9 protein-coding genes and 1 pseudogene are annotated in these 12,940 nt (G+C 45.2%); 8 read left to right on the top strand and 2 right to left on the bottom strand.

What is annotated here, in order from left to right; translation table 11 throughout:
* Positions 1-150 precede the first annotated feature (150 nt).
* The 4 genes from GN277_RS22800 to xylB all read left to right on the top strand — a co-directional run bounded on the left by GN277_RS22800 (position 151) and on the right by xylB (position 5,475).
* Complete coding sequence (locus tag GN277_RS22800) at positions 151-1,563, top strand: amidophosphoribosyltransferase (RefSeq protein ID WP_159754168.1); 1,413 nt, start codon at positions 151-153, stop codon at positions 1,561-1,563.
* A 36-nt stretch (positions 1,564-1,599) separates the two neighbouring features.
* Complete coding sequence (gene guaA, locus GN277_RS22795; protein WP_322101298.1) at positions 1,600-2,553, top strand: glutamine-hydrolyzing GMP synthase; 954 nt, start codon at positions 1,600-1,602, stop codon at positions 2,551-2,553.
* A gap of 230 nt (positions 2,554-2,783) precedes the next feature.
* The gene (locus GN277_RS22790; protein WP_159754162.1) at positions 2,784-3,980 is read left to right on the top strand and encodes a TRM11 family methyltransferase; all 1,197 of its coding nucleotides are present in this window, start codon (positions 2,784-2,786) and stop codon (positions 3,978-3,980) included.
* A gap of 16 nt (positions 3,981-3,996) precedes the next feature.
* A complete protein-coding gene (gene xylB, locus GN277_RS22785; RefSeq protein ID WP_159754159.1) occupies positions 3,997-5,475 on the top strand; it encodes a xylulokinase in 1,479 nt (492 codons plus the stop codon).
* Between the two features lie 24 nt (positions 5,476-5,499).
* Here the strand turns inward: xylB and GN277_RS22780 are convergent, their stop codons facing one another.
* Positions 5,500-6,348 (bottom strand): YitT family protein, encoded by an 849-nt coding sequence (locus GN277_RS22780; RefSeq protein WP_159754156.1) that lies wholly within the window; start codon positions 6,346-6,348, stop codon positions 5,500-5,502.
* Positions 6,349-6,492: 144 nt separating this feature from the next.
* Positions 6,493-7,842: an MATE family efflux transporter gene (locus GN277_RS22775; protein WP_159754153.1), complete on the bottom strand. Its 1,350-nt coding sequence runs from the start codon at positions 7,840-7,842 to the stop codon at positions 6,493-6,495.
* 244 nt (positions 7,843-8,086) lie between these two features.
* Here GN277_RS22775 and GN277_RS22770 point away from each other — a divergent pair, with 244 nt between their 5' ends.
* The 4 genes and pseudogenes from GN277_RS22770 to larE all read left to right on the top strand — a co-directional run bounded on the left by GN277_RS22770 (position 8,087) and on the right by larE (position 12,735).
* Positions 8,087-9,811, top strand: coding sequence for a phospho-sugar mutase (locus GN277_RS22770; RefSeq protein WP_159754150.1), 1,725 nt, complete (start codon positions 8,087-8,089; stop codon positions 9,809-9,811).
* Positions 9,812-9,889: 78 nt separating this feature from the next.
* Positions 9,890-10,478, top strand: a pseudogene (locus GN277_RS32210) (YoaP domain-containing protein).
* Positions 10,479-10,571: 93 nt separating this feature from the next.
* Entirely contained in the window at positions 10,572-11,930 is a 1,359-nt protein-coding gene (gene larC, locus GN277_RS22760; protein ID WP_159754147.1) for a nickel pincer cofactor biosynthesis protein LarC, read from the top strand.
* Entirely contained in the window at positions 11,923-12,735 is an 813-nt protein-coding gene (gene larE, locus GN277_RS22755) for an ATP-dependent sacrificial sulfur transferase LarE (RefSeq protein WP_159754144.1), read from the top strand. The genes larC and larE overlap by 8 nt, the downstream gene beginning before the upstream one ends.
* The last annotated feature ends 205 nt before the right edge of the window (positions 12,736-12,940 follow it).

Genomic DNA, 12,940 nt, shown 5'->3' with positions numbered 1-12,940 from the left:
TACCCGAAGGGCATACCTTATCATATTTAGGGGGTGCCATTTGCCGGTATATGTGATATGATAGGGATGGACATATAAGGAAAGTAAATAATCTCTATAGAAAAAGGAAATGGCAGATTATTTGTGAAGCTGAGAAGAAGGAGATATTGTATGGGAGGATTTTTTGGTGTAGCATCAAAGAAGGATTGTGTTTTAGAACTTTTTTATGGTGTGGATTATCATTCGCATCTTGGCACACGGCGGGGCGGGATGGCTACCTACGGGGAGGATGGATTTAACAGGGCAATCCATAACATTGAGAACTCACCGTTCCGGACGAAATTCGACCGTGATGTAGGCGAGATGAAGGGATACCTGGGGATTGGATGTATCTCGGATTTTGAGCCCCAGCCGCTGCTAATCAGTTCAAGGCTTGGCAGTTTTGCAATCACATTTGTGGGGAAGGTGAATAACTCTGACGAATTATTAAAGCAGCTATACGAGAATACACATTCTCATTTTCAGGAAATGACAAACGGACAGATTAATGTGACTGAGCTTGTGGCAGCATTAATCTGTGAGAAGGATTCGATCCTGGAGGGAATCAAGTACGTCCAGGATATTGTGGATGGCTCTATGACGATGCTGGTGATGACCAGGGAGGGAATCTATGCTGCAAGGGACAGATACGGGAGGACGCCTCTTGTAATAGGAAAGAAAGAGGACGCGTACTGTGTATCCTTTGAGAGTCATGCGTATATTAATCTTGGATATGCGGACTACAGGGAGCTGGGACCGTCAGAGGTGGCATTTATCACGCCGGACGGTGTAACGACTCTGCGTGAGCCCCGCGACGAGATGCGAATCTGCTCCTTTTTGTGGGTTTACTATGGATATCCTACGTCTTCCTACGAGGGAGTAAATGTAGAAGAAATGCGCTACAAATGCGGTAGTATGCTTGCGAAAAGAGATGGGGACAGCGTTCATCCTGATGTGGTGGCAGGCGTGCCGGATTCCGGAATTGCCCATGCTATTGGCTATGCAAATGAATCTGGAATTCCGTATGCAAGGCCCTTCATCAAGTACACACCTACTTGGCCCAGGTCCTTTATGCCTACCAGCCAGAGCCAGCGGAACTTGATTGCCCGAATGAAGCTGATTCCTGTACAAGCGTTGATTGAGAATAAGAAGCTGCTGCTAATCGACGATTCGATTGTGAGGGGAACCCAGCTTCGGGAAACCACAGAGTTTTTGTACAACAGCGGGGCGAAGGAGGTACATGTCCGTCCGGCATGTCCGCCTCTTCTCTATGGATGTAAATATCTAAATTTCTCTCGCTCTAAGTCTGAGATGGAGTTGATTACCAGACAGATGATTCGGAAAAGAGAGGGAGATGAATGTACCCAGGAGGTTCTGGATGAATATGCCAATCCATGCTCCGGCAGGTATGCGCAGTTGATTGAAGATATCAGAAAACAGCAGAATTTCACCACTTTGCGGTTCCACAGACTGGATGATTTGTTAGAGTCCATCGGGATTGAACCTTGCAAGGTGTGTACGTATTGTTTTAACGGCAAAGAATAGGAGGATACTATGGGAAATAATACAAGACCGGACAGTATGGAGCGTATTACAACGAAGGAGCTTGCAGATGTATTTATCACAGAGCAGGTGAAAGAGATTCAGGCCCAGGTGGGGGACAAGAAGGTTTTGCTGGCACTTTCGGGCGGAGTGGATTCTTCTGTTGTTGCGGCGCTTTTGATTAAGGCCATTGGAAAGCAGTTGGTATGTGTGCATGTAAACCATGGGCTGCTCAGGAAAGGGGAACCTGAGCAGGTGGTTGAGGTGTTCCGTAACCAGATGGACGCCAATCTGATTTATGTGGATGCTGTGGAGCGTTTCCTTAACAAGCTGGCGGACGTGGCAGAGCCGGAGAAGAAGCGTAAGATTATCGGTGCGGAATTTATCCGTGTATTTGAGGAGGAGGCGCGCAAGCAGGAGGGAATTGAATTTCTGGCCCAGGGCACCATTTATCCGGATATTATTGAGAGCGACGGTGTGAAGGCCCATCATAATGTGGGCGGTTTGCCAGAGGATCTTAAGTTTGAGCTGGTGGAGCCTCTTAAGTTCCTTTATAAAGATGAGGTGCGCGTGGTAGGAAAGGCTCTTGGTCTGCCGGATGGCATGGTTTATCGTCAGCCGTTCCCAGGACCGGGGCTTGGTGTGCGGTGTCTCGGTGCGATTACGCGGGAGAGGCTTGAGATTGTACGGGAGTCGGATGCGATTCTTCGGGAGGAGTTTGCGAAGAACGGGCTTGAGGGAAAGGTATGGCAGTATTTTACCGCTGTGCCGGATTTTCGGTCTGTGGGGGTTTCGGACGGTGAGCGGACATTTGCGTATCCGGTAATTCTGCGGGCGGTGAATACGGTGGACGCTATGACGGCTACTGTGGAGAATGTTCCGTTTGAGCTGCTTGAGCATATTACGAAGAGGATTACCCATGAGGTGACGGGAGTGAATCGGGTGCTGTATGATTTGACGCCGAAGCCGTGTGGGACGATTGAATGGGAATAGGGTGGAAAGTTAAAGAAACCCAGTGTTTATGCAGGTTTGCAGACTTTTGAAAGGTCTTTTGATAACAAATAATCCTTATTAAAAATGCCCTTAGATGTGGGGAGCAACTCATGGCTAAGGGCGTTTTTATATGCTTATATAAATTCGGGAAATCAGAGAAAATGAATATCCAATATTATCTGACTTTCTGTATGGAAAAGCAGATGCTTGCTGTTCAAAGGAGATAACCAATGACTAGTCTCGTTAAAGAAAAAGGTGGAACATTCTCGCTAAATAAGAGTGAACCAATACATAGATGGTATTCTTATGTAGAAGGATATTCTTCCTGCTTAATAAAAGAGGAGCTTCACAAGCTGCTTTCAATGAATTCTAATATTAAAGGGATTTATGACCCTTTTTGCGGAACAGGGACAACTGCGTTGGTAGCTTCTTGCCAAGGTATCAGTTCTTTCTACAGTGAATCTAATCCTTTTATGCAGAAGGTCATAGAGACAAAGATTAATGGAGTCAGTGCTATCAGTAAGAGTCATACTATTTTTAAATTGGAAAAATATCTTGATTGGGTTCTCAAATGTAAAGTTCAGAAGTATGGTTCTTGGAATGGTTTTGAAAAGTTTTTTGATTCAAAGCAGCTAGACGGACTCTTGACCATTAAAGCATTAATTTCTGGCGAAGAAGACCAGGTAATTAAAGATGTTTTATTTATCGCGCTTAGCGCTATTGTCGTAAAAGTTTCAAAGATGACACGGCGTGGCGATTTGCGGTATGCGACGGAAAAGGAATATAAGGCAGAAGATGTTTTTAAATGTTTTTTAGAGAAGTTGCAGGAAATCATATTTGACATTAAAAATTATGGAGACAGATTAAAATGCGGTACTGTGAAAATCTGCGAGGATGCCCGCGATAATCAGTATGTAGATGCATTTGACTGTGTGATTACGTCTCCTCCGTATCTAAATGGAACAAACTATATTCGCAACACAAAGTTAGAATTAAAACTTAATGATTTTATTAGTGATGAAAAGGAGCTTCCGGTGTTTCACTCAAAAGGTATTGTTGCGGGTATTAACAATGTATCCAAGCGTACAAATATTGAACTTATTTTACCAATCGTGAAGCCCTATATTGAGATGCTTAAGCCAGTCTCCTATGATGAGAGAATTCCTAAGATGGTTGCAGGATACTTCCGCGATATGGATAAGGTCATTGAGAAGCTCAGTATTTCAGTAAAAAATGGGGGCTTCTTTACAATGGATATTGGAGACTCCCAATTTGCAGGCGTACATATTCCGACGCATCAGATTCTCTCGGAAATTTGTTCTGATTATGGGTTTAGGCTTTATGATGAAGAAGTGCTGCGACAAAGACATTCTAAGAACGGTATGATATTATCGCAAAGACTTCTTAGGTATAGATTGGAGAAATAATGAGAAGGTGATAGTTATGGAATGCTTTGTAGGAATTGATCTGGGAACATCAAGCGTAAGGGCGATCGCGGTTAATCCAAAGGGAAGAACGGTTGCAGCCGGACAGTGTGAATATGATATCCTTAAGCCAGCGCTTAATCAGGCTGAGCAGGACATGGAGAAGTTATGGCAGGCTGCAGTTTTGGCAATCCGCCAGATGTTGAGCGCGGACAAAGGACTTGCAGACAGAATTCGAGGTATTGGTTTTTCGGGACAGATGCACGGGCTTGTGATGCTGGACGCTGAAGCAAGGTTAATCCGCAATGCAATTATTTGGGCAGATCAACGGTCAGGCCCGCAGATTGAGAAGATTTACAGGGTGATTCCCAGGGAGCAGTTTGGTGAGATATATTGTAACAAATTAAGTACAGGCTTTCTTCTGCCCTCTTTGCTGTGGGTGAGAGAGCATGAGCCGCAGAACTATGAGAAGGTAAGAAAGGTTCTTTTGCCGAAGGACTATATCCGTTACCGTATATGCGGTGAATTGGGGACAGATGCCTCTGACGCAAGCGGGACAGGTATGTGGGATATGAAAAGACGTGACTGGGCTTATGGATTATTGGAGAAGTTGGACATTTTGCGGGACATGATGACAGTAAGCCGTGAGTCATATGGGCAGGCAGGCGTGGTGACAAAAGAGTGCGCAAGGGAGACCGGACTTCGGGCAGGGACGTTTGTGGCATATGGAGGCGGGGATTCCCTGATGATGGAGTTGGGAAATGGAATGATCCGAAGCGGAAGGATGGCGTCAACCATTGGAACTGCCTGTCATCTTACCTGTGCATTAGAGAAGCCTTTGTATGATACAAAGCTTCGGACGAATACCTGGTGCCATGGGGAAGAAGGGCTTTGGAGTATTATGGGCGCACATCTAAGCGGCGGAGTTGCCCTTAAGTGGCTGAAAAACCAGATTTTAGGATTTAAGGATTTTAATACAATGACAGAAGAGGCAGAGGCCGTTCCGGCAGGGAGTGAGGGGATGCTGTTCCTTCCATATCTCAACGGAGAACGCACACCTCATAATGATCCGGATGCCAGAGCCGTTTATCTGGGAATGACATTAAAGCATACAAGGGCCCATATGATTCGCAGTACTATGGAGGGAATTGTGTACAGTATGAAAGAATCCTATGCCATCTTCCAATCTCTGGGGATTAGGGCCCAACGTATGATCGCGGCCGGCGGTGGCGCCAACAGCCGTTTGTTTTGCCAGCTTCAGGCGGATATGTATCAGTGCCCCATTTATAGGAATCAGGGGAATGAGCAGGCGGGGCTTGGCGCAGCAATGACGGCAGCGGTGGGTTGCGGATATTTCCGGAATTATGAGGAGGCATGTGAGAGCATGGTGCATCTAAGCAGCCAGGTTACAGAACCTATTTCTGCCAATGTAAAACGGTATGAGGAGGAATTTCTGCGGTTTAAAGAGATATACCATTCCAATAAGAGATTATTTTAACGGGCATGGAGCTCTATGTTCTGGCTATTGATAAAGCTTTTTCTGTGAAAAACCACGTCCTCTCACTTCGCTGACCCTGCTGACAACAATGAAGCTTTCTGGATCAATATTGTGGATGAGCTTCTCCACTTTAGGTAGCTCGCGGTTAGAAATCACACTTAAGATGACGGGAGAGGGGTTATGCAGATAACCACTCTCCCCGTTTAATATAGTAACGCCTCGGTCAATCTGTGTCAGGATGGCGTCGCGTATCTCATCGGATTTATCGCTGATGACTTTAATTTCGGTTCTCGTTGCACCCATAAGCAGCATTTTATCCAGCACAAGGGTATAGATTAGGACAAGCACAACACCATACAGAATATTTTCCGCAGGTCGGAACAATGCCTGTGACAGCAGGATGCATACGTCAAATGCATACATGGTTATAGATACAGGGAGTCTTACGGTTTTCTGAAGCACCAGGGGTGGGATGTCCATACCGCCTGTGGAAGCGCCTGAGCGAATGACGATGCCAAGAGCCATTCCAATGCCAAGTCCGGAGAAGATGGTGCATAGCAGGATATCCTGAGTCAGTATGTAGTCCCCCAGAACTTGGTCTAAAAGCTCTAATGACAAGGGATATAAGAAGGTGCTGGCCAGGGTGGTGGCGGCAAAGGCTTTTCCCAGACAGAAGAAGCCAAGAGCCAGCATTGTTATATTAAAAATAAGGACAAAGGATGAGATGGAAAAGTCGGTCAGATAGTTGACCGTAAGAGCGATTCCAGTAGTTCCTCCTGTCACCAGTCCGGCGGGAAGCAGGAACAGCTTTACAGTTAATGCATACAGAAAATTGCCTACAATTACGGAGATAAGTGATAAAACAGTGTTCATAACAAATATTCCTCCTGATACTATAAAATATATTGCGCTGCTGTTCAAATATATAAAAACACGCCTGTCAGGAATTTTCCCTAACAGACGTGGATCAAGGCTGCGCCTAATACTTTATTATCATATGAAAAATGTGTTCAAATGTCAAGAGTGAAATCTGGGCTCCAAAGGTTTTGATTTTCGGTAGTAGAGGATAAATACCAGCGAGCTCAGGGTCCAGGTAAGCGGATATGCCCAGAAAATCACATTAATTACAGGGATATACCGAATTAGGATGGAGATATACCCGATTCGCACAATACACCAGAAGATTAGCATTACGACCATAGGAACCGTAGATTTCCCTGCGCCCCGCAGGATTCCAGCCATACAGTGGGAGAAGGCAAGCAGGAAGAAGAAAAAGGTCTCTGTCCGTGCCTGGCTGGTGCCGAAGGCGATAACCTGAGGAGTGCTGTTAAAAATGGTAATCAGCACAGGGACTAAGAAATAGATAAGTACCCCGATGATTTCTGCACCCACGACGGTACAGCCAACACCGAAGGCTGCACCTTTCTTGGCCCGATCATATTTTCCTGCCCCAAGATTCTGGCTTATGAAGGTAGTAAGAGCCATGGAGAAGCAGGTAATCGGCAGAAAGACGAAGCCCTGCACCTTGGAGTATGCGCCGCATCCAGCCACAGCCATCTGTCCGAACTGGTTGATATTTGCCTGTACAAATACATTAGCAACGGAGATGATGGAATTCTGGAATCCGGCAGGCAGGCCATTGCTTAGAATCTGCCGCAGCGTATTTTTATCCAGACGGATTTCCTGAAAGGAGAGCCGGAACTCCTCCGGACTGTGAAGAAGCTGGTGAAGGCACAAAAAAACGCTGATAAATTGAGATATAATCGTAGCCAGGGCCGCGGCTCCCACTCCATAATGGAATATGCCGATTAGAACAAGATCCAGAACAATGTTGACTCCGGATGAGATTATAAGGTAGATTAGGGGGTGGCGGCTGTCTCCGACCGACTGCAGGATTCCCACAAAGAAGTTATACATAACGAATGCCAGTGAGCCGGAAAAATAGATTCGGAAATAGGTGATGGAGTTGGGCAGGACGGCAGAAGGCGTCCCCATCCAAACCAAAATCTGGGGAGCGGCAAGTACACCTACAACGGTGAGGGCACAGCCGCAGATCAGACCGAAAGCAATGGTGGTATGGATGGATTTTTGCAGGTTTGGTACATCCCGCGCGCCGAAATATCGGGCAATCACCACTCCTGCTCCAATGGCGATTCCGTTGAAGAAGCCCACCATCAGAAAGATTAGGCTGCCGGAGGAGCTGACAGCCGCAAGAGCCGCATCCCCCAGAAAATTGCCGACAATCACAGAGTCTGCTGTGTTATAAAGCTGTTGAAAAAGATTTCCCCAAAAAAGAGGAAACGCAAATGTGACAATGCGCTTCCAGATCACCCCTTCTGTCATAAGGGTGGATGAAGTAGTTGACATAGTAAATGCCTCCGTTATCTATTGGTTTTGCAGAATACTGTTATAAAAATCTTATGTATATAAGATATATCGGCTAAAGATGGAGAAAGAAAACAATTTGAACAGAAATATAATAATAATTGTTTTTTTGGCAGCGAAGGGCCCCAAGGTTGCTCTGGATATGTAGTGAGATATGGTTTATAATATATGAATAGCCTGTGATGTGGCTGTCAGAGAGTAAACATAGAAAGTTGAGGACAGGAAGATGGATGCAGAAAAGACTTATCAGTTCTGGTTAGAGGATTCGTACTTTGATGAGGAGACGAAGAAAGAGCTGAGAAGGATTGACGGGGATGAAAAGGAGATTAAAGAACGGTTCTATCGGGATTTGGAATTTGGGACCGGAGGACTGCGGGGAGTGATCGGGGCGGGTACAAACCGCATGAACATCTATACTGTGCGAAAGGCTACCCAGGGGCTTGCCAATTTTATAATTAAGGAGAGGGCACAGTCTAAGGGAGTGGCGGTTGCCTATGATTCTCGAAATATGTCCGAAGAATTTGCAGATGAGGCTGCGCTGTGCCTTGCGGCAAATGGGATTCAGGTTTATATTTTCCCATCTCTGCGTCCTACGCCCATACTTTCGTTTGCAGTACGTGAGCTTCAATGTACGGCAGGAATTGTGGTGACGGCAAGCCATAATCCACCGGAATATAATGGGTATAAGGTGTATTGGGAGGATGGCGGACAGATTACAGCGCCAAAGGATAAGGAGATTATTGGAGAGGTCAATGCTATAACGGATTATAAGATGGTGAAAACCATGAAAAAGGAGGACGCCATAGCGTCAGGGATTTATAGGGTGATTGGGGAGGAGATTGACAACAGGTATATGGAGGAGCTTAAGAAACTGGTCCTTCATCCGGAAATCATCCGAAAAGAAGCTAAAAATCTGAAGATTGTCTATACACCTCTTAACGGTACAGGCAACCTTCCGGTAAGGAGAGTGTTAAGTGAGCTTGGATTTGAAAATATTTATGTGGTGAAGGAGCAGGAGGCGCCGGACGGTAATTTTCCGACTGTTTCTTACCCCAATCCAGAGGATAAGGATGCATTTGCCCTGGCGTTACAGCTTGCGAAAGAGGTGGATGCGGATATTGTGCTGGCAACAGACCCTGACGCTGACCGTCTAGGCGTGTATGCAAAGGATACGAAGACCGGAGAATATATCGCTTTTACAGGGAATATGTCTGGTATGCTGATTCTTGAATATCAACTGGCCCAGAGGAAGGCTATAGGAACCCTTCCAAAGAACGGGGCAGTGGTCACGACGATTGTGTCAGGGAAGATGGCGCGGGAGATTACGAAAGCGTATCAGGTAGAGTTGATTGAGACGTTGACAGGCTTCAAATACATCGGGGAACAGATTAAGCTTTTTGAAAAAAATGGAAGCCATGAGTTTGTATTTGGCTATGAGGAGAGTTACGGGTGTCTTGTGGGAACCCATGCCCGTGATAAGGATGCCATAGTGGCTGTGATGGCCCTTGGCGAGACGGCGGCGTACTGTAAGAGCAGGGGAATGACTTTGTGTGATAAAATGGATGAGCTGTTTAAGGATTATGGGTATTTTAAGGAGGAGCTGTGTACCATAACCCTTAAGGGGCAGGACGGTGCAAAGCGGATTGAGGCGATGATGGAAAACATCCGTTGGGATGTGCCGAAGGAAATCGGCGGGCTTCCTGTTATGCAGTTTCGGGATTACCAGAAAGATGTGAAAATAGATATGACAGACGGCAAAAAGAGTATAACCGGTCTTCCCAAATCGAATGTATTGTATTTTGAACTGGAAAAGGGGGCGTGGTGCTGTATCCGTCCGTCAGGGACTGAGCCAAAGATTAAGTTTTATATAGGTGTCAGAGGTGTGAATGAGGAAGATGCTGATATGCGGCTTCGGTCGCTTACCAAAGCTCTTGAGAAGCTGGCGGGGTAATACTGAAATACTTGGTAATACAAAGACAGTTAAACTTTTTAAGGGAAATCTCAATGAAATTTACGGAGGTAATGAATCGTGGAGCTTGTGAAATTGACGCATGATAATCTTGAACAAGAGCACATTTGCTGTGCAATAGCGAATAACAAAGATATTCAAGTTTAAAGGACATGGATACTCGAACCTGTTATTGGATAAGTGTATTGAAGACAGCAAAGAAAAGGGGAAAAAAGGTCTTGTGGTTCTATCCTCAAACAAGAAAAAGGGATTTCTTTCTGACCCTAAGTATATGAAATATAAAGGGTTTGAGACAGTAGATACAGCCGATCCGTATTTTGAGTTGATGTACTTGCCTTTTGATGAAGGTGCAGCCAGACCTTGCTTCAAGAATACTGTGCATAAGCATGAAAATATGCCGAAGGGTTTTGTGTTATACTATACCAACCAATGTCCTTTTACGGCTAAATATGTACCGCTGCTTGAAAAAATGGCCCATGCATGTGGAATTGACTTTCATGTGGTACATATTCAGTCGAGAGATGCAGCGCAGAGCGCACCTGGGCCATTTACTACTTTTTCACTTTTCTGCAATGGAGAATTTGTGACACATGAAATATTGTCAGAAAAGAAATTTGAAAAAATCCTGCTCTCTGTTAGAGAAAATTAATATTAGACATTGTATGGAAATGTCGTATAATGAGAGCTGACGTTAATTACATAAGGCTAATTGGAAAACTGGTAGTTTCAGGAGGATGAAAAGATGCTAAATGAAAAACAGGGAAATACATTATATCTGGAGTGTTACAGTGGAATCAGCGGCGATATGACAGTCGGAGCTCTGCTTGATCTGGGGGCAGACCCGAAGATATTGAAAGAACAGCTTGTCAGTCTTCCGGTCGGGGGATTTGAGATAGAGATTGGCAGGGTAAAAAAATCGGGGATTGATGCCTGTGATTTCCGTGTAGTTTTGGATGGGGAGCATGAGAGCCATGACCATGACAATGAGTATCTATATGGTCATACCCAGGGACACATTTCTATGCACAGCCATGAGCATATTCATGAAGGAGAGCATATACACAGCCATGTACATAAAGAACATACTCATGAAGGCCATGAACATGCGCATCATGAACATAGAGGTCTGTCGGAGATCAAATCTATGATTCAGAACTCCCGAATTACAGAGCGTGCCAAAGGGATTGCAGCGAATATATTTACCGTATTAGCAGAAGCAGAGGCAAAGGCCCATGGCACTTCTATAGAGGAGGTGCATTTTCATGAAGTGGGGGCGGTAGATTCTATTGTGGATATTGTGGCTGCTGCTATCTGCCTTGACAACCTGAATATTACAAGTGTCATTGTAAAGGAGTTATACGAAGGGAGAGGAACGGTCAGATGCCAGCATGGAATCATTCCGGTTCCGGTTCCGGCGGTAGTCAATATCATCGCACAGCATGGGATATCCCTGCATATGACAAAGACAGAAGCAGAGCTGGTAACGCCTACCGGCGCGGCCATTGTGGCGGCAGTACGAACTTCAAAGCAGCTTCCAGCCAGATATAAAGTGAAACGGATTGGTATGGGTGCGGGTAAGAGGGATTATGGAAGACCGAGTATTCTGCGGGGGATGCTGATTGAGCCTGACTCTGAGGATAGAGATTGTATTTACAAGCTTGAGAGTAACATTGACGATTGTACAGGGGAGGCTTTAGGATATGTGATGGAGAGACTTTTAGAAGCAGGGGCGCGGGATGTGCATTATACTCCTGTGTATATGAAGAAGAATCGTCCTGCATATCAGCTCAATGTAATCTGTAGTGAAGATATGCTTCCGAAGATGGAGGAAATCATTTTTTGTGAGACGACTACGATTGGAATCCGCAGAATGAAGATGGAGCGTACTGTGTTAAAACGCAAGATTTGCAAACTTAAGACCTCTCTTGGCGAGGCAGAAGTTAAGGTATGTGAAATCAACGGAAATATGAGGGTGTATCCGGAATACGAGAGTGTAGCGTCGATTTGTAAGGAGAAGGGGCTGTCCTATCAGGAGGCGTGGGAAAAGATTTTCTGTGAAGCAGGTAAGCTGCTTATACATGAAGGATGGTCGCATGAATAGCTGCCAGGAAAAAAAGGATAAAATAAGCAAAATAATACATGAATGTGCCCAGGAGGACTTAATCGTAGCGTTTTCCGGAGGCGTGGACAGCAGCCTTTTATTAAAACTTGCCTGCGATGCCGCCAAAGAAACGGGTAAAAAGGTATATGGAATCTATCTGCACACCATGCTGCATCCGGCAAAGGAAGCTAAGGAGGCGCAGAAAGTGGCGCAGGATTTGGGAGGCATTTTCCGAGTATTAAAGCTTGACGAGCTTGAAGGTGCGGGTATAGCGGACAATCCTTTGGACAGATGTTATCGCTGCAAACGCTATCTCTTTGAGAGGATACAAGATGAGGCAAAAGTACTAGGCGTTTCCACAATACTTGAGGGGACGAATAAAGACGACTGCCAGGTGTACCGTCCTGGAATTCGGGCGGTTCGCGAAATGGGAATCTTAAGCCCTCTGGCAGACGCAGAGTTTACCAAAGCTGATGTCAGGAGACTTGCGAAGGAATACCAAATCTCTGTGTCCGATAAGCCCTCCACGCCTTGCCTTGCAACAAGATTTCCTTATGGAACGCCCATTTCCTACGAGGAAATGCGCAAGGTGGAGCAAGGCGAAAATTTTCTGAAGGGTCTGGGACTTTACAATGTACGATTGAGAATCCATAGGGACATTGCTAGAATCGAGACAGATCAAAAGGACTTGCATTTGCTGGTGGAGAAAAGGGGAATGATAACGGAATATCTCAAGCATCTGGGATATTTGTATATTACTTTGGATTTGGAGGGATTCCGGTCAGGGAGTATGGATGTGTTGTAGAACGTGGATGTGTGATATAGTTTCTGAATTATAGAAAAGATATAAAATAAAAATTTCTCAAAGGAGACGCTGTATTAAGGTATGAACCATAGGGCGTCTCCTTCTTTATGATGTCGAAAAAAGTCGAACAAATTTGGTTGTGAAAGTCTTAATAAGATGGTAGGATAGAATTATCTTATTTTCATATCTGATATTCATCAGAATT

The sequence above is a fragment of the Sporofaciens musculi genome (genome assembly GCF_009830285.1).
GTDB classification, from domain to species: domain Bacteria; phylum Bacillota; class Clostridia; order Lachnospirales; family Lachnospiraceae; genus Sporofaciens; species Sporofaciens musculi.
This window is presented reverse-complemented; position numbering and strand designations above follow the sequence as displayed.

What these genes read in the sequence shown, in the direction of transcription:
- larE (WP_159754144.1), top strand. Translation starts at nt 11,923, where the DNA reads ATGAATAGCTGCCAGGAAAAAAAGGATAAAATAAGCAAAATAATACAT.
- guaA (WP_322101298.1), top strand. Translation starts at nt 1,600, where the DNA reads ATGGAGCGTATTACAACGAAGGAGCTTGCAGATGTATTTATCACAGAG.
- GN277_RS22775 (WP_159754153.1), bottom strand. Translation starts at nt 7,842, where the DNA reads ATGTCAACTACTTCATCCACCCTTATGACAGAAGGGGTGATCTGGAAG.
- xylB (WP_159754159.1), top strand. Translation starts at nt 3,997, where the DNA reads ATGGAATGCTTTGTAGGAATTGATCTGGGAACATCAAGCGTAAGGGCG.
- GN277_RS22790 (WP_159754162.1), top strand. Translation starts at nt 2,784, where the DNA reads ATGACTAGTCTCGTTAAAGAAAAAGGTGGAACATTCTCGCTAAATAAG.
- GN277_RS22800 (WP_159754168.1), top strand. Translation starts at nt 151, where the DNA reads ATGGGAGGATTTTTTGGTGTAGCATCAAAGAAGGATTGTGTTTTAGAA.
- larC (WP_159754147.1), top strand. Translation starts at nt 10,572, where the DNA reads ATGCTAAATGAAAAACAGGGAAATACATTATATCTGGAGTGTTACAGT.
- GN277_RS22780 (WP_159754156.1), bottom strand. Translation starts at nt 6,348, where the DNA reads ATGAACACTGTTTTATCACTTATCTCCGTAATTGTAGGCAATTTTCTG.
- GN277_RS22770 (WP_159754150.1), top strand. Translation starts at nt 8,087, where the DNA reads ATGGATGCAGAAAAGACTTATCAGTTCTGGTTAGAGGATTCGTACTTT.